The sequence below is a fragment of the Frankia tisae genome (assembly GCF_025403405.1).
In the GTDB taxonomy this organism is placed as follows: Bacteria; Actinomycetota; Actinomycetes; order Frankiales; family Frankiaceae; genus Frankia; species Frankia tisai.
This window is the reverse complement of the sequence record NZ_JANEZT010000099.1, coordinates 1-18,217: the sequence shown is the minus strand read 5'-3', so window position 1 is coordinate 18,217 and position 18,217 is coordinate 1. Positions and strand designations below refer to the sequence as shown.

General features: G+C 67.6%; 11 protein-coding genes. 3 read left to right on the top strand and 8 right to left on the bottom strand.

The features are described 5' to 3' along the window. Nucleotides 1–182 precede the first annotated feature (182 nt). Both NBZ85_RS12125 and NBZ85_RS12120 read left to right on the top strand, forming a co-directional pair. Complete coding sequence (locus NBZ85_RS12125) at nt 183–788, top strand: DUF305 domain-containing protein (protein WP_055751211.1); 606 nt, start codon at nt 183–185, stop codon at nt 786–788. Nucleotides 789–1,098: 310 nt separating this feature from the next. Further along, nucleotides 1,099–1,566, top strand: coding sequence for an ImmA/IrrE family metallo-endopeptidase (locus tag NBZ85_RS12120; protein ID WP_256790063.1), 468 nt, complete (start codon nt 1,099–1,101; stop codon nt 1,564–1,566). A gap of 160 nt (nt 1,567–1,726) precedes the next feature. Here the strand turns inward: NBZ85_RS12120 and NBZ85_RS12115 are convergent, their stop codons facing one another. The 7 genes from NBZ85_RS12115 to NBZ85_RS12085 all read right to left on the bottom strand — a co-directional run bounded on the left by NBZ85_RS12115 (nt 1,727) and on the right by NBZ85_RS12085 (nt 15,907). After that, nucleotides 1,727–2,446 carry a hypothetical protein gene (locus tag NBZ85_RS12115; protein WP_261561953.1) on the bottom strand — a complete coding sequence of 240 codons (720 nt, stop codon included), beginning with the start codon at nt 2,444–2,446 and terminating at the stop codon, nt 1,727–1,729. 863 nt (nt 2,447–3,309) lie between these two features. After that, nucleotides 3,310–4,125: a hypothetical protein gene (locus NBZ85_RS12110; RefSeq protein WP_261556073.1), complete on the bottom strand. Its 816-nt coding sequence runs from the start codon at nt 4,123–4,125 to the stop codon at nt 3,310–3,312. A 97-nt stretch (nt 4,126–4,222) separates the two neighbouring features. Further along, complete coding sequence (locus NBZ85_RS12105) at nt 4,223–8,005, bottom strand: PDDEXK-like endonuclease domain-containing protein (protein ID WP_261556072.1); 3,783 nt, start codon at nt 8,003–8,005, stop codon at nt 4,223–4,225. Between the two features lie 492 nt (nt 8,006–8,497). After that, entirely contained in the window at nt 8,498–12,940 is a 4,443-nt protein-coding gene (mobF, locus tag NBZ85_RS12100) for a MobF family relaxase (RefSeq protein WP_261561952.1), read from the bottom strand. 201 nt (nt 12,941–13,141) lie between these two features. Further along, on the bottom strand, nt 13,142–13,396 hold the full coding sequence (locus tag NBZ85_RS12095; protein WP_050997270.1) for a helix-turn-helix transcriptional regulator: 255 nt from the start codon (nt 13,394–13,396) through the stop codon (nt 13,142–13,144). 709 nt (nt 13,397–14,105) lie between these two features. Then, a complete protein-coding gene (locus NBZ85_RS12090; protein ID WP_261558882.1) occupies nt 14,106–14,894 on the bottom strand; it encodes a hypothetical protein in 789 nt (262 codons plus the stop codon). 593 nt (nt 14,895–15,487) lie between these two features. After that, nucleotides 15,488–15,907 (bottom strand): nuclear transport factor 2 family protein, encoded by a 420-nt coding sequence (locus tag NBZ85_RS12085; RefSeq protein ID WP_261558881.1) that lies wholly within the window; start codon nt 15,905–15,907, stop codon nt 15,488–15,490. 137 nt (nt 15,908–16,044) lie between these two features. Between NBZ85_RS12085 and NBZ85_RS12080 the strand changes: the two genes are divergently transcribed. Further along, nucleotides 16,045–16,875: a LysR family transcriptional regulator gene (locus NBZ85_RS12080; protein WP_261558880.1), complete on the top strand. Its 831-nt coding sequence runs from the start codon at nt 16,045–16,047 to the stop codon at nt 16,873–16,875. Between the two features lie 131 nt (nt 16,876–17,006). Here NBZ85_RS12080 and NBZ85_RS12075 read toward each other — a convergent pair. Beyond that, a partial coding sequence (locus tag NBZ85_RS12075) for a hypothetical protein (RefSeq protein ID WP_261561951.1) occupies nt 17,007–18,217 on the bottom strand: 1,211 nt, incomplete at its 5' end.

The following is an 18,217-nucleotide window of genomic DNA, read 5'->3' as shown; positions in this document are numbered from 1 at the left end:
CGCACTGCCTCCCCCCGCCGTGGGAGAGCACCCCCCAGCCGACCAGCGTTCCAACTGCCCCTCCGCCTCTCACTCTGCGTGCTCCGCCTGTAGACCGACACGTCCTGCCCGGACCTGACGGGCTTCTCCGACGTGCCCCGAACTCCTTCGGGATACAGGCATCCAGCAGACGAGGAACCAGCATGAAACGACTGATACTGCTCATCGTGACGACCCTGGCCGCGATCGTTCTCGCCGCCTGCGGCAGCGACGGAAGCAACGGCACCATGAATTCCGGTACCGCCGATCACAACGCCGCCGACGTCACCTTCGCCCAGAACATGATCCCCCACCACCGGCAGGCCGTCGACATGGCCGACTTGGCCGGAACCCGCGCCAGCAACCCGGAGGTGAAGGCCCTTGCCCGCCAGATCCGCGCGGCGCAGGCCCCGGAGATCGCCACCATGGTCGGCTGGCTGAACGCCTGGAAGCAGCCCACCACACCCCCCGCCGCCAGCGGTTCCGAGCACGGTATGGGCGACCACGGCTCAGCTACCATGATGCCAGGCGACGCCATGACCGGAATGATGAGCGAAGAAGACATGGCGAAGTTGAAGATGGTGACCGGATCATCCTTCGACCGAATGTTCCTCACCATGATGATTGCGCATCACCGAAGCGCTGTCGCCATGGCAGCCACAGAAATCCGGGACGGGCGCTACGCCCCGGCGAAACAGCTCGCCGATAGCATTCAGAAGAACCAGACCATAGAAATCACCACCATGGAGAATCTGCTCACCAAGATCTGATTGCCGGCCGGGTGGTGGCCGCGGACGAGGGTGGGGCCACCACCCCTGCCTACCAAACACGGTCGGAGATCCACGCACGGCGAACCTCCATGTGTCCTGCTCCTCGCCGCCGCCATCGCAGCAAGGCCTCTCGCCCAGGCAAGCTGCCGGCCGACGGCCGGTTGGCGACCGTCACGGATGAGGCTGGACGTCACGTCGTCGACGTCACCGTCCTCGCGGACTTCGCGAAGGATCTGCCTACCGGCGCCGGCGGAGCAGTCGGCTGGGCATCGGATCGTTCGATCGCCTCGACCCGTACCAGACCGCCGACGTGTGCGGAGTTCCCGTCTATCCGCTGCAGGAACTTGGCGACCATCGCGGCCAGTGCTCCGAGGCCGCGATCAGGCACTTCGCCCTCACCCGGAGGACGAAGTGGTCGGCGGCCCTCGTCGCCGCGGGCACCAATCGGATGGTCATTGATAGCGCGTCGCACGAGCAAGTGCGGCGACGCTCAAACCTCGCCCATGAGATCTCGCACCTCGTCCTGGAACACGAGTTCGACACCCTCCTCCTCACGGACGACACCTCCTGCTTCACAGGCGAGGAGAAGGAGGCGATGTTCCTCGCTCGTGAACTACTCATCCCGGAGGAAGCAGCGAAGTGCGCCGCGTTCAGAGGACTCACCAACGAGGAAGTCGGAGTCCGCTTCGACGTCAGCCTTCAGTTCGCCCAGTGGAGGATGTCGGGACCCCGCGTCTACGCGCAACGCGCCCTCTCGCGCCAAGACAGCGCCTCGTGACACCGAACCCACGCCGCGACACTCTGTCGCCGAGACCGAACCTCGAGTGCACCGCGGCTACCCTGGCCGTCGGTCTGCGGTCGGCAGCCCGTGACTCGGCCGCACCGACGCTCAACGCAGGGTCGCCCGATACGGAGCTTGATATGTGGCACGCCCACCATCACGAGGTCGGTGACGGTGCCGACCGTCCGGGTGTCCCCTTGTCGACAGCAGCCCGAGCATCGCGGCGCAGCTGGGCCACCAGACTGCGGGCGGTGCCCGCGCCGACGTGGAGCCGCTTGCGGAGCGTCTCGGCGGAGATCGGGCGGCGGTGGAGCTGCCAGTGCAGGACGTCCTCAGCGCGTGCCCGGTGAAGCAGATCCTGGTACCGCGCGCCAGACCTGTTCCCGTCGTTCGTCACCTCGGCGGACGGCACTCCCTCTCCGACCCGCTGACGAGCCAGCTGCGGAACCACTGGCTGAACCGCCCGGATCGACGCGGACGAGTCGCTCGTCGCCTCGCCGTCCAGCGTTGATGTGCTCGCCTGCATGGCCTGGAGCAGGCTGGGCCCTACCTCGGCCCAGCCGATCAGGAGGAGCGGTCCGACGGCATCGAACGCGGCTTTGCCGTAGTGGCCGGCGATGAGGGGTTCCGCGATGTTCAGGGCAAGCGTTACAGTGCTAGAGAATATGAGCAGACGCCGCGCCGACCGAACCACCCCTGCGGGCCCGCCGTGCAGGACGAGGTGGCGTGTGCCGACCAGAAGCGCCACGACCGAGAGGTCCACCGCCGGCGCCACGAGGAACGCGACATACGTCGGCACCCCTAGGCGGATACCGAGCATTGCGACGTTCCCGAACGCGAAGAGGAACGTCAACCCGACAACGATCCCCACGATCATGGTCACCAGGCGGACCGGAACGCCCGGACCCGCCAGGTGTGCGGAACGGGTGTTCGAATCAGTGGATGATATCTTCGGCCGGACGTTCACTGGACATCGTCCCTGGTCAGGAGCCTCTTGGAGACCGGGCGGACGGTGATTTCAGGACCCTGAACCAAGATCAGACGGTTCTTATTGTGGTGCGTTAGGTCCACAGCAACTCGCAGGTCAGGGCCTTGATCGAAAGACTTCGATCAAGGCCCTTGATCTTTTGTCCGTCATTCGTCCGCGAGACGGGACACCCTCCGGCAGCACGGGACGACACGAGAGGGCTATGTCCTTCGTCACACTGGACGCACTTCCTCCCCCATCTCGCATGGGCGCTCGACTTCGTTCTATGGCATCCGGCAGGGCTGTCGGTCGAGTAGCCCGAGCGGCACGCTCAAGCGATAGCGGTCTACAGGTGGTGCAGCGGTCACGCCGCTCGTGGCCGACCCAGCTCATCTCAAACCCGGCCTGATGCGACCGACCCGACAAGGGTTCTCCTGACCACCGAACCATCGATCTGCGACCAGCAGGCGGCTGAGAGGGGAGGTGGGGTGCCGTCAGTTGACGGCACCCCAGAGGCGGAGCCCGCCATATGCAATCGCGAAGAACAGGACCGCAAGAAGGTCACCCCGCGCGATGACCTGAAACCCATGATCATGACACCGGGTGAAGAGTCCGCGGCGGGCACGGTAGCAGAGGCGGGTGGTCGACCGGGTGACAGCCCCGCATCGGGACAGCCAGTACAGACCGCTGAAGAACGGCAGGACGACCACAAGGAGGAAAAGGATCACCACGGTCGTTCCACGAGGTACAAAAGCGCATTGAACCGGGACACACTAGCCCGCTCCGCCGACAAGGGCTACCTCCAAGTCGTTGAGGATGGCGCGTACCGGCCCCCAACACATCCCCAGCGTGTACTCGTCCGGCCTGAATTTGGACTCCAGCTGCTGGCGGGGATGAACGTAGTTACGGAATTCTCGGACTTTCTCCATGAATTCTTTTGCATCGATCTGGATCCAGCCCTTTTTGTGCGCAGCACTCAGCAGGAGAGCCAAACTGGCCCTGTGGGCGGGAGTCTTGCCCTTCTGTCCGGGGAATCCGTCCCTAAGGAGCGTGGCATCGCGCTCGGTCAACACAGAGAAGAGGAGACCTTCAATGAAAGAGCCGATCCCCACCACCGCAAGGAGGTAGGCCTTTCCCAGCTCGCATGCATGAACCTCGGCGATGCGCTCCAACAGGATCGCCACCATGGCCTCGTCCGCGATGAGGTGCGGCAGGCGTTGGTCAAGATCGGACGGTGCCGAGAAGACAGGCATCAACTGCAGTGCATCAAGGTCGGCGAGCACCGGCCTCCCAACCGCCGTTGAGACGATCAAGCGCTCTGGTTCGAGAATGCGGTTGAGTTCGATCTGAACAACAGTAGCAGCCTCCACCCCCTCGTCATACTCCAGCGGGTCACATAACCTGCACAGCAGACGTTCAATGTCCGCCTGGTTTTCACGACGTTCTTGAATTTCCTCGATAAGCCAGCGAACGCGCGGCGATCCGTCGTACTCGGGCGGTTCGGTCCAGCCTGCATGGCGAAGAAGTCGTTCAATCTTCCATCCCGCCCGCTCAAACGGGCCGCCAATGTCGCAGACGAGCTTCGCCACTCGTTCGACGGTCCTCGGGTCCAAGGGCAGCATCCACACTCCTGTTTCCTAGGCCGGCACTACAATGACCGGCCGAGCCTGTGCGCGAGGTTTGAGTTCAGTGAGCCGAGGCTGCGGCCGGAAGGTCGACCTTGGAGCAGGCACGTCGCCACTCCTCGACGATCCGCGCAGTCTCGCCACGCGGATCGCGGTACCAGTCGATGGACCAAACCCGGCAGAAGCGCCAGCCCAGCCGCTCCAGCTGGGCCTGTCGAAGTCGGTCCCGCTCGCGGGCGCTCGCCGTACGATGATATTGGAGGCCATCAGTCTCCACAGCGAGGACCATGCGCCCGGGAGATTCAGGATGAGCCAACGCGAAGTCGATTCTGTATTCCGCCACCCCCCATTGCGGAAAGGTGGGGATGCCTGCACCAACAAGGGCATCGAAAACATTCTTCTCGAAGGCGTTCATTTCGACATCAAGCGGTCTTCCCGGAAGGCCGCCGACACCTCGGTTCGCGGCAAACTCCAGGAATCTTCTCAGTAGCTCAGGGCCCCGATGTTTGGCCTTCTCCACGGCTGGGGCCATGTCGTGATGAGTGAAGGAACTCACCACGGTCATACGCACGCGCGCGCGAGTGATCGCGACGTTGAGCCTGCGCTCTCCACCATTCTTGTTGAGCGGGCCAAAATTCATGGTGAGCTTGCCGGCGGGACTCTTGGCGTGCCCAAGGGTCAGGATGATCGCGTCTCGCTCGTCGCCCTGGACCTGCTCTAGATTCTTGATGAAGAACCTCTTCCGCAGTTCACGATTATCAGAAAAAAAGGGGGCGAGCTCCGGATTTTTTTGCAGCGCAGCATCAAGCGCCATTCTGATCCGGTCGGCATGAGGAAGGCCCATTGTAATCACGCCAAGTGTTTCTCCTGATCGGCACTCAGCGTGACCAAGCACTAGTTGCACAACCCGTTCGACCTCTTCCGGAGCGGAACCCTCCTGACCGGGAACCACACGACCGTCGACCACCTGCAGATCTATCGGAGGCTCGGCTCCCACGCCAGGAAAGGTGATCAGCTTGCCGCGGTAGATCTCTTTGTTGGCGAACGCTATGAGCCTCTCGTCCCTACTCCGGTAGTGCCAGGTCAGCGGTTGCCTACTCCGTGGCGGGATAACACTCTTAACCTGATCGAGAATTGATTCGTACAGACCTAGGTCGACGCCCGCCCCCGCATCGCCACCTGAGGCAGGCTCATCGTCAGAAAGCGCCCGGTCGAAGAACGTGGTTGGCGGCAGCTGTTTCTCGTCGCCTGCGATGATGATCTGCTTCCCTCTCATGATCGACGGAATTGCGGTGTGCGGCTCTACCTGGCTTGCCTCATCGAAAACGACCACATCGAACATGCACTCAGGAGGGAGCATCCGGCTGACGACGAGCGGCGACATCGCCCAACAGGGATAGAGAGCCAGGAGTACATCGGGTGCTTTCAGGAGAAGACCCCGGAGAGGAGCATGTCCCACTCGGCGCTGCGCCTGCCTATCGATCTCCCAGATCTGGAGGCGGTTCTGCTCACGTGCCACCTGAAGACGCTCGGCCGCGGCATGACGTACCCGGGCTGCGTTGACCCGGAGATGAGCCGCGTCAAGCTGCTTGAACTCGTCGACGATTCTGGAGTGCTGGCGGCCCACAAACCCACCGAGCGCAGGAAGCCGCGCTTGCAACGCATCAAGCACCGAGCATAACCAGGCCCGCTCTAGCGCGGCGGCCGCCTCGGCAGCGCTGGCGTCGCAGGCCGCCAGCTCGTCCAGCAGTTTCCCCAAGCCCTTCGCTGTAAGCCACTCGATGAGCCGATTGATTTCGGGCATGCGGTAGAGCACCTCGCGCTCGGCGGCAAGGCGACCCAAGGCTTTCTGCAGGACGCCCAGCGACCAGGCACCCCAGCCCTCCATCTGGGCGCTCCCGGCCACCGAGGAGATCTGGCCCCACAGTCGTTCGTACTGCTCCACGGCCTCAGTGCTACCTGCCACAATGGTCGGCGGCCGGCCGGACCTCGACAGCTGCGACCACCGTGTCTGCTGGTCGAGGGCGGCCGCCAGTCCTGAGTGGAGCGCCCGTGTGTCATGGGCGCCATCCGTACACATCATTCTTGCTTTTCTCGTCAGTTGGCGGCGTTGGCAGAATCTCAGCGTCCTGGGGCTTCGTCCCCGAAAAGCGCTGTCCCCGGTGGCGAGTACCAGATCTTCCAGATCGGCGGTAAACACATCGACGCCGAACCTCCGTATGGACCCTTCGACGTCACTGACCAGCTTAAGCAGTGTTCCCCATTCATCAAGGCGGTCAGGGCAGCGCAGCCCGACCGCGCCGGCCACGTCACCCAGCCGCTTGAATGCTTCGTCAAGCGTCGATGCTGTGAGTTCGTCCAAGTCAGACAGTATTCTGCGTACCTCTGCGGTATCCCGAACTGTCGCCCGAGACCAGCTCGATCTTCCCCGTCGGATAAGCAGGCCACCCTTGTCCACCAAATCCTTGAGATTTACTATGGCCTCGGCGAACGTATCGGCGTCGAGGCCCGCGAAAGCAGCGGCCGGTATTCGCACGTCACCGGTGGGTCCCTGGGTAAGTCCCTGGAGACGACACATCGCCTGATAGAAGCTTATCCCCCATGGCTCCTGTGGGTTGTGCAGCGCGTCGGTTTGGGAGACGAGGATGGAGCGTCTCTTCATCAGTTCGCGATGCAGGTCACCCACATTCGTCTCAACTTCCCGACCCTGCCCCTCCAGGTCGCTGGCGATCTTTCTCAGTACATTCCGCCGGCTCGCTCCCGCATCATGCAGGTCAAATACCAGACGAGCGAGGCCCAGCTCATCAAGACGGTCGGTCACGGCCGTGATCGCGGCTCTCTTCTCGGCCACGAAGAGCACCTTCTTACCAGCCGCTGCGAGACTTACGACAATATTAGCGATGGTTTGGCTTTTACCGGTCCCGGGCGGCCCTTCGATCAGAAGGTGCCTTCCCGACAAGGCCGCACTGATCGCCTTATGCTGCGAGGAATCAGCGTCCAGCACTATCAGCTCGTCTTCCGGCCTAATGCTGTCCGGTGACAATTCCGGACCCCGGTCGGCCATCAACGCCTCTATCGTGGACCTGTGACCGGCGAGTGCAGCGACGATATCGTGTGCGGCCAACAGTTTGGCCGACTTACGCAGATCCTGCACCATAGCCATCTTCTCGAAGCTGAAGATCCCCATGATGATCTGCTCATCGAACTCGCTCGCATTATCGAGCCTCTGCAACGCTACGGCGACTAGCTGGTAGACGTTTTTTGCCTTCGCGCGTAGATCATCGACCGCCTCGAGTGCTTCCCGAATCAGGCCCGCCAGCTCGTCGTCGACCCGAAACCCTCGGAGCCTATCGAGCGCGTAGATCAACACTGGGTTCAGCTCCGCAACAGAATGCAGTTCCAGAGCAAGGTCGCCATGCCCGGATGTCCGGCCATGGACGACAACCGGCTGAAGCAGGAGAGGCGCCCGAATCGGGGGTATCGGGGCCACCCCGCCCGCCTTCCCACCTTTCATTCCGAGGAACCCGCAGGCAATATGCCCAACCTCAATCCCCTGTTCCTCGCTGAAATCTATGATCTTTCTGCGCAGACCCTGCAGCCGAGAAAAGGAGATCTTGTACACAGCCGGGTCGGGATAAAGCGCGCGGAGGCGAACCCTTTTACCGTCGAGGAGTTGACTCACGGCCTCCGGATCGGCGTCGGTGAGATCTAGGACGTCCGTGCTCGATTTCCTGCGCCACAGGAGGCCATTTTTTCGACTTAGGTCAACCAGGCTATCGGCCCATCGTCCGGCCGCAGCCCGCACCACCTCCGACCTCCGCCCCTCTTCCGTGGCATCAATCACAGATCCTCCCCTAGCCGCCTGCCACCCAGGAAGGACCCTGGAAGTACCCACCCGATGCGGGGCGAGCTGGCGAATGTATCAATTATCCGGATCGTTAGGCGCCTTCAGATCAGACGTGTTATAAATAACGGCATTTGCCCGATATGCCGTTAAAGCCGCCGTTCGCCTCATCGCCTCGCTCGGCACCGCCTGCCGCCCGCCCAAGATCGAGACTGCCGCGACCTGACCAGCCTTCTCAGACCTTGTGGTCGGCGACGAAAGCGTCCAGATCAAGCATATTGGACAGGCAGGATTGTCTATTGCATGGCTCTCGACGATCCGTTTTTGGGCACAGTGAATCCCGCGAGCAAGATCGGCCGACCAGGACGGCGCTCATCGACGGGCACCGGCTGTGAGGCCTGCGGGTGATCTCCCGTGGCGAGGACGCGTCGCTGCATCGCTTGAAGATTCACAGAACCAGCACGGATCTGGAGTGCAAGCCGAGCCGGCGATTCACAGCTCGAAGTGCGCAGCGGCGCCCTCGTGGCCAGAGGTGTTGGTGTGCGGCCCGAGCTCGGAGTGCAGGGTGACCGCATCGGCTTGCAGGCCGAGCGCGGCGCCGAGGAGCTGTGCTCGTCGGCCCTGAGCATCGCCCGGTGCGGCGGCTGCGGGTAGTCCACCCGCAGAACGGAGCGCCCATAGCTCGGACTCCAGATCGGCGGTCGGTCGGTTGGCCAGATGGTGGATCTCGGCACGGTCGAGGAGGTGTAGGGCGCGCTGCCAGTCTTGGCAGGCTCCGGACGGCGGCGGATCCACGTAGGCGGCCGGATCGACGTCGGCGGTCGCGCAGAGCCGGGCGAGCCGGTGGTCGACGATGGCGAGACCGTCGCGGATGGCACCGCGGTCGATCGCCGCCAGGGTCCGGCTGAGGGCAGCGGGGGTCGATCCGGCGTCGAGGAGGGCGTGGACCGCCGCGGTGGCACGTTCGGCAGCCAGACCACGGGTGTCCGGCCGGCCGGTGGGGTGCAGCGCCGAGGCCCATGCCTCAACGAGAGCGGCGGCGAGGTCGTGCTGTTCCTCCCAGCGGTGGCGAACGTCGCCGTCGTGGTCGTCGGGCGGTGGCGGTCCGGGATCTCCCGGACCGAGGTGAGCAGCGTGGCGAGCCTGGTAGATCGCGAGACCCGCCACGGCGTCGTCCCAGGCCCGGCGGGCCGGTCCACCCGCCGGGCGAGGTCCGATGCGGTCGAGCAGGCTGGCCGGTGGGTCGGCGAGCGACGCGGCAGCCACGGCGACCTCCGCGGACCGCTCCGCCCGTGCGAGCACCACCGGATCGATCACGTTGCCGTCTCCGTCAAGCGCGCTCGACTGCCAGTCACCCGCGCTGTTCGCGCCGAGTTTCGCGCCGTTCGCGCCGCGATCCGCCTCCACCGCGCCGTGCCCTGAACTGATCGCGCCGCTGATCGGATCGCCATCCGCTCCGAGGAAGCCGCTGTCGTGCGCGCCGGGGCGCGACATGAATGAAGGGGTCCGGCTGGGTTGCCCACCGCCGGTGGCAAGGCGAACGCGGCGGCGCAGGGCGGTCAGCTCGGCCAGGGTGTACTGGCGGCGCAGCCGGGCGACGGCCGCCGCGTCCGGGTCGAGGGCTTGGACGAGCCGGTCGGTCCGGGAGGCGGCCAGGTGGCCGGCGAGCCGGTCGAGCGGGTCACCGCGGGCGGGTACGACGGGCAGCAGGTCCTCGGTGTCGCCGGGCGCGGTGAGCTCGTGGCTGTCGATGAGGTAGGCGGCCAGGTCGGTGCGGGCGCGGGAGAGCATGACGTACAGACCGGTTCGGCTCGTGCGGTCGGTGACGACGGCCCGGGCGGTGGCCATGGTGCTGCCCTGCGCCTTGTGCGCCGTGATCGCGTAGGCATGCGTCAGCCCGCCGTCACGACCGTCGGGGAAGACGTGGGTGACGTAGTCCCAGCCGATGCTCACGCTTCCCTTGCCGGGGAAGTCGACGGTCAGCGTCCGACCGTCCGGCCGGTCCGCAGCGGGGCCGGGGTCGATGGCGGTGACGGTCCCGATCGTGCCGGTGCGGATGTATGCCGATGCCGGTCGGCCGGCGGGGATGAGCGTGTGGCCGGCCTGGGTGAGGGTGATGACCTCGTCGCCGACGTGGAACCGGCGGCCGGCGACCTCCAGGAACAGGTCCGGGTCGAGCTCGTTGGCCTGGATCCGGCGAAGCTGCGCGGCCCGGTTAAGCCACTCGACCGTCCCGTGATCGCCCGCCATCATCCGCGGCAAATCGGCGAGCCGCGAGTCGTCAGCGCCGCGCCGGCTCTTCTCCGACGCGTGGTCCGCGCCGGATGCCGCGTCGCCTCTGGCGCGGTTCGCGCCGGTGGCCGCGCCGCGGACGGCGGTTCGTTCGTCGTGCCAGTCCTCGACGATGGCGGCGAGCAGGCTCGTCCGGTCGTGGAAGCGGTGGAGCCGGCCGTCGGCGGCCAGCCGCGCCATGGCGCGGCGCACCCGGTCTGGCGCTCCGGCGCGCAGGCCGGCCAGGGCGGCGCGCACCCCGTTCATGCCCGCTCCGGCCTGGCGATGCACGGTGGCCAGGGTCGCGACGTCGGGCAGGGTGGCGGCGAGATGGGCGAACCAGCCGCCCGGGCCGATCGCGCCGAGCTGGGCGGGGTCACCCAGGGCAAGGACGACCGTGCCGGTCTCGGTCGCGTAGCGCAGGAGGCGCGCCGCATCGCGGGTGGTGACGTGGGTGGCCTCGTCGAGGATGAGAATCGTGCCGGGCGACCAGACGTCAGCCGGCCAATCCGCGTGGTCGAGGAGGGTGAGCCAGCCGGCGACCACCCGGCCGTCGACCCCAAGCCGGTCGGTGAGCTCCTCGGTCTGCCGGCCGCCGTGCGCCGCGCCCAGCACCGTCCGCCCGGCATCCCGCAGCACAGCAACCAGGAGCCGCATCGCCTCGGTCTTGCCCGAGCCCGCCGGTCCGACGAGCACCCGAACGAGATCGGTGGAGGTCAGCAGCGCCCGGACCGCGTCCACCTGCTCGACCGACAACACCGCCGCAGCCTGCGTCCGCATCGCCGTTGTCCCCGTCTCGGTCCCCACCCTTACCTCCGGCACCACCAGCGCGCTCGCGCTCTGGTCCGCGTCGTCTCCGCGGACCACCTCGGCGCGCTCCGCGCCGTGCCCACGGCGCGGCTCAACGTGCCCCGCGCCGTACTCGCGGCGCGGCGCGACGTGCCCCGCCAGGGCGGCTTCCAGCTCGTCCAGTCCGATGAGCCGATGCTCCCGGCCGGCATAGGCGGTGCGCCCGGCCTCGCAGAGGGCGAGCACGTTGTCCTCGGCGTCGAGGAGATCGAGCGTGGTGTAGACGGGTTCGGGATCACGACGCCGGCGGGGAGTGTCCTCGTCGACCATAGCCAGCCGGGGGTCGGCGAGGATGTGGGCGGTGAGTCGGTCGATGTCGGTGGCGTCGAGCCGGTCCACGCCCCAGGCAGCCACGGCCTGGGCAACATCACGGACGGTGAAGGTCGCGGACCGCGCGGTGAGTCCGTCCGGTCCGGTGAGCAGCTCGGCGAGTTCGTCCAGATCGTCGGGGCTGATGGCCGCCGGCCGATAATCGGTCCGCGCGCCGGCCGCCAGGACGTCCGCCGCCGTCCATCCCGCGGCTTCGAGCCGGGCGCGCTGGGCGGCGCGGATCTCCGCGTCGGCCTGCGCCCGCTTCGGCGCCCGGGTCCCCCGCTGGACCGCCTCGCGTAGAGCCGGGCCGTCGGTCGCGCCGCCGGCGACCAGCTCGGCGAGTTCCGCGTCGATCTGCGCCCGCCGCGAGGAGAACACCGCCAGCAGGTCCGCCGGCAGCCCGGCCAGTTCGGCGACTCCGTTCCGGACCGGTCCCCACCGCAGCCCCCGACGGGCCGACAGTTCGTGGCGCAACACCGACGCCGCCGTATAGCCGGCGGTCTTCACGTGTGCGTGCAGCAGCTCGCTGTCGACCGTCCGCCACACCATCCGCGGTCGTCCGGAGCCGTCTCGCAGCGGCTCGCCGTCCTCGTCGAGCAGCGGGATGGGAACCGCGTTCGCCAGCACGGTGTGGATGTGCAGATGGGGTTCCTCGGCCCGGGAAATGTCGTGCAGGAAAGACACCCCGGCCAGGCCCACCCCCGGCCTGTTATGGCCGTCGACCAGCCCGACCCCGGCCTGCCGCTCCAGATAGCCGATCGCCGCATCCACCGCGACATTCATGGCCTCGGCGATGTCATGCCGCATGTCATCGTCACCGAATGCCCAGAGCAGGCTCACTGATTTCGGCGCCGAGGCAGTCACGTCGAATCCAAGCACCACCGTGGGCGGCTCGCGTTCCTCGAGGAAGCGGGCGAGTTCGTCGCGGTGCACCCGCCACCGGCCGGCGGAGTCCTTCGCCGCCGCCAGCCGATCCCGGCCCGGCCCGGCGTCGGTTCCGTCATCGTCGGCGGCTGGACGGGCCGCCGAGTCCGATGCCCCGGCGTTGACGGTCCCAGCGTCATCACGGCTGGTGCGCGCTGCGAGACGCCGCAGGTAACGGGCGCTGACACCGGCGATCCGGGCAGCCTCCGGCAGCGACAACCACTCGCCGGATCCCCGGCCGCCGTCAAGGCGCCTGCTGTGAGCGGCGCGGCCGGCCGATCCGGTCGCCGGCACGAGCGGTCTCCCGCTCGTGGCGTGCTGACCAGCGAGCAACCGGGCGAGGCGCTCCCGCGGCACAGCGGCTCCCGGCCGCAGGCCGACCAGCGCAGCCGCCGAACCCCGCGCGACCCCGCCCGTGTAGTAGCGCGCCAAGCCGGAACCCTCGGCCGACTGCGTACCGCCCACCGCGGCGGACCGGGCGGCTTCACCAGGCGTGCCGCCGTGCAGGTAGTCGACGATCCGCCACACCGCGCCCGCCACCGTCGCCCCGGCGGCGGCGCGCAAACCCAGCACCTTCACCGTGACAATCACCGGACGCGGCCTCCAACCCAAACCCGGGAAGCACTCGACTCCGTTTATCCGCTCAACCAAGAAGGAAAGCAACGGGCTACTTCCAGGCCACCGGGTATCATTTCCGGCCGGCCCGTCCGTCTCGGTGATTGGAAATTCCGCTGAATGTCGTCGGCTGCTTTTCCGTCCGGCTCACCAAAGACATGAAGCTCACGCACCCTGCGTCGGCTCGACCCCGCCGTCGACAGCCGCCGATCCGTGCGGCCGGGTAGCGGAACCCAGACCGAGCAAGGCGTGCACGCCGGCGGTGGGCACCACGTACCGCCGGCCCACGCGCAGCACTGGGCAGGGAAACTCGCCCCGCCGAGCGAGCTCGTAGCCCAGTGTCCGACCCAGGCCCAGCGCACGGCAGGCAGTCGGCACATCGATCGTCGCCGGCAGCGCCAGCACCTCATCCCGCGACATGCTTGATCCCATGGGGCAACCCCTCCGGAGAGCCGGACGTGCCGTCACCTCGCTGGAGTGCCGCGGAGCACGCCAGCGGAAGCGGACACCACCGCCGACCTGGCGGGATCCGTCACGCTCCAACCCGTCGCCTCGTCGAGACCGCCTTTTCGGTCCCGGATAGCCCCGGCCGGCGGCGCGTCCCGCACATCTGACAGGTCATCGTCGAGGCCATCGCGGACGCCATCCGCCCTGCGCAGAGTCTCTCAGTAGCGGGTCCGATCCGTCGTTCCACTCCAAGAAGGCGGCGGCTCGGGATGTCACCGGCGATCAGCGGCTGACCAGCCATGGGGAACCTTGTCGGGAAGAACTCCGGGAAGGTTGACCGGAGAGCCGGGAAACGTTCCCCGCACCGCCACGTCGCCGAAAACGGCGTCGGCCGTGCCCACCGGACAGGTGAGAACGCGGGACGCGCCGCCGGCTCAACCCGCCGTCCGGCACTGCGGCCCAGCCGGTCGGCTTCGGCCGATCCCCGCCGCGGGGGTCACGACGAGCGTCCTCGATACGCGGCAGAAATTTGGCACGAGCACGTCGCCTGGTTCCGGCGTCCATGAGCTGCCATTCGGCTACGCAGCGAGCCCAACCTCATCGCTACATAGACGTAGAATCTACGTAGACATAGACTACGTAAGCGATGCACTGTGGGACGGAGGTTGTGGTGGAGAAGCAGTCAGAGGACCCGTGTGTCTGTGGGTGCGGCCAGCCAGCCGGTCAGGGGAGTCGTTACGCCGGGGCCGGGGAGACGGAGCGCATGCGGCATCGGGCCCGCGCCCAATACTCCCGCCGCCGGGCGAACGCCGACGGCGAACGCGAGGACGGCGCCGCCGAGGACCTGCTTGCGCGCCTCGGGCTGGCCGACGCCCCGGTCATCGGACTCGCGGAACGGCTTGCCGTCCTGGCCGGGGACGTTGGGGGGCTGGCGGCCCTCGTCGGGCGCCGCGCTGCCGCGCTCGACGAGGACGCCGTTCTCCGGCGGATCGAGGCAGTGACCGCCGAGGCCACCGGTCGCGCCGAAGCCGCCGAGAACCAGGCCCGCCAGGCTCGCGAAACCTTGCGGCACACCGATGACGAGCTGCGCGCCGCGCTGCGTGCCCGCGATGAAGCCGACACCGACGCGGCCTCCGCCGCCGAGGCTGCGGAAGCCGCGGAGCACCGCGCCGTCGAGGCGACCAACCGCGCCGACGATGCCGACCGCGCGGCCACCGAAGCGCAGGCCGACCGCGACCGTGTCCAGGCCGAGACATCGGCCCGGGTCGGCTCCCTCGAACGCGACCACGCACACGCCTTGGCCGAGTTGCGCGCCGAGCACGCCGCGCAACTGCACGCCCTGTACCGCGACCACGCGCAGGCCCTCGCCGACCTCCGAGTCGATCACGCTGCCGTGCTGGCAACGGAACGCCAGGCCGCCGCCGAGGCACGCGCCGACGCCCGTGGCCGCGCCGAACGGGCCGAAGCCCACGCCGACTCGTTGGCGGCCGACAACACCCGCCTGCATACCGAGGTCGATCGGCTCCGGGCCCAGCTCGATACGCTGCGGGCCGAGCAGACGAGGCCCCAGGATGGCAGCCTCCCCACCGCCGACGATGGCCCTCCCGGCACTCCCAGCAGCGACTCTGCGTCCGATTCCACAGATGATGCGCCTGCGGTCATCTCTTCACCAGCGCCCCGGGAAGGCTGACGTCCAGCACGCGACGGGACGGCATCGTGATCACTCCTGTCCAATCCTGGCGAAGGTGGCGAGTTGTGCAGCGCTGAGCAGCAGTTCGCCAGGGAGGTCTGGACAGGCGGGCCGTGAGTTGTCCGGACCTACCTGCCGGATTCGGCGGGCCAGCCCGACCCACGTCCCGAGCAGAGCTTCCCGAGCGGCGGCGTGTCGGCGTGAGACGCAGATTTCCGCAGGATTGAACGCCAACTATTGATCTTGAAATGCGGGTCAGTCTTTGAGGAACACCACCGCGTCGGCGAACGTCCGGTCGGAACACCCTGACCAACGCTGGCCCCGGCGCCCGGGTGGGTAAGCGCCGCCGTTTCCTCGCCCGCGGCGGGCCGCGGTCAGCCGAGGGCGCTGGCGGCGTGCTCGGCGGCGTCCGCCGCCGCCAGGACATTGACGTAGTCGCGCAGGTGGGTGATCTGGCCATCGTGGACGGTGAGTACGACGATGTTGGGTAGGGCGAACTCCCGACCGCTGGACGTGTTCCTCCCGATGGCCTCCTGCTCGACGACGATCGTCCGCGGGTCGCCGGTGTCGTGGCTGGCGATAGTGCGGTACCGCTCGTACCGCAGCGGGAGGGTCCGCCAACCTGCGGCTATCCAGCTCACGATCTCGTCGCGGCCCGTGAGCCGGGACGGCACGCCGGGCGGGGTGAACGGAAACTCATGGACCGCGTCGGCCGCGTAGAGGCCCCTCATGTCGTCGGCGGCCTGCCTGATCGCCGCCCGGCGATAATGCTCCAGGACTTCGTATGGGCCCACGGTCGGCTCGATCGGTTCCATGTCGGAGGCGCACCTTTCTCGCTGCTGCCGGGTAGGACGTTCAACGGCCTTCACGTCACCACCATCGACCGGGCCGCGTCCAAGGCCCGCCGGGGCGCGATCGATAACCTGACGGCATGGATGGGCCGCTGGAGACCCGGGAACTGGCGTACTTCCTGGCGGTGGCCGACGACCTGCACTTCAGCCGGGCCGCCGCCCGGCTCGGCATCGCCCAGCCGGCGCTGTCGAAAACGATCCAGAAGCTGGAGCGTCGCCTGGGCGTCGTCCTGTTCGAACGGAACAGCCGCACGGTGACACTGACCCCGGCCGGGCAGGTACTGGCCCGCGAGGCGCGCCACGCCCTGGACGCGGTGGACGCCGCGGCCCGGCGTACCCGGCGGGCAGACACTGGTGACCCGCACCTGATCCTGGCAATGAAGGCAGGCGGGGACGCGGGCCTGCTGTCGCCGATCCTCGCCGCCTGTGACCGCGAGCCGTGCTCACTGCCGGTGCGGGTGATCTTCCATACGGACCGGGTCCGGCTGCTGCGTGACGGACTCGCCGACGCCGCCCTGCTGTACAGCCCGGCCGAGGACCTCAGCGGGCTCGACACCGAGCCGCTGCTGACCGAACCTCTGATGGCCGTGCTCCCCGCCTCGCACCCACTCGCCGCCCGAGCGAGCCTGCGCACGGCCGATCTCCGCGACGAGAACGTCCACGGGCAGCGTGGGCCGACCACCGGCCCCGAGGCGCGCAGCCTCACCGAACTGCTGCAACTCGTCGCGCTGGGCCAGACGGTTGCCATGGTCCCGCGGTTCGTGACCACACCACTACGCCACGATCTCGCCTGTGTGCCGGTGACAGACGCCCAGCCCGTCACCCTGCTGCTCGCCTGGCCCGCCCACAGCACGTCGCCGGCCATCGCAGCCCTCGCGCGAGCCGCCAGCGCAGCCAGTCCCGGGCGGTGAGGCGGCCGGCCTAACTCTGGACATCGCCACCTTCGCTTGGACAGGACACCGACCCATGTGCCTACACAAATCGTTGGATGATTCGCGTAGGCACATGGGAAGGTTCCCGCCGCTGGCGCGGCTGGGAACCTTCAGGGAAGATCGGCAAGTGGATGGCCACGTGATCCTCGAGGCTGGACTGGGCCAGCCTCTCTGCCCCCGGCTGCTGGCTGCTCGACGGGGAGGCCTGGAGCACGGCGCCGCGCGTCGAGGTGGGCCCCCGGACCAGGACCGGCCTTCACGGCAACGCGATGGTCGCGCAGCGGTATCGACGAGTTCAAAGCCTCGGCCGCAGTTCGGGCGGAGCTGAGCAGGGAACGCAGCAGGGGCTCCGGCAACCTTCCTGCCTCCAGGCCCGAGGAGGTCAGCACGTCGACAAGTGCACTGCCCTGCTCACTGGTCAAGTCCGCCGCCTGCGTGTCTGGATGTCGGAGCACGTCGCGGGCGGCGTAGCCGTCTCCGGCTTTGATCACTTCGTCGGCCACCTGAGCGAGGATGCCGTTGGCTGCCGCCCGGTCGGTCGGGCTGGCGAGCGTGGCGACGGTGAGTCCGAGCTGGGCGCGGAAGACCGCATAGCCGGGCCTCGGTTCCTGCCCGACGAAGTGCTCGATCATCTCGTCGATGTTCCGGCTGGCTGGAGTCCCGTCGGTGCACATCACGTTCAGGCAGGATGCGACCTGGAGCTCCCATGGCTGTTCCGGGGCGCTTTCGACCAGTGCCGTCATCGCCGCCGCTGAACGGCCGTTCAGGCAGTGAGCCAGGATCGTTGCCTGCCGACCTTCCATGAGGTGTAGACCGATCCCTCGGTGAGCGTGCGCATGGGCAACGGCGTCGTGCCACCGTCCGGCGAGAGCCAGTGCGCGGACTCCGTCCCCGACGAGATGCAGCCACACCCATTCGCGCAGCTTGTGATGGTCGTGTCGCGTGCCGGTGAGACCGGTCGACGGCAGGGCGTGACCGTCGACGACCAGGTCGGTGTGAGACGTGACGGCCCGGTACATCGACGTCAGCAGCCGCAGCGCCCGGTCGCCGGCGCCGGCGCGGAGGTGGAGCCGGGCGAGGTTGAGGACGGGTTCGAGCATGTACCTGGTCTGGAGCACGGTGAGCGGACGGTCGGCGGCGCGGTAGATGTTGATGTGCTGCCAGCACAGGTCGCGGGCCAGAGTCGGCATGCCGCAGTCGCTCGCCACCAGCGCGGCTTTGTTCAGGGCGTGCGCACCTTCGGCCAGCCCGTCCGCGCCTTCCTGCACCGCGCCCTGTGCGATGTCCGCGATCTCGTTGACGCGATCGGGGAGAGCGGGGC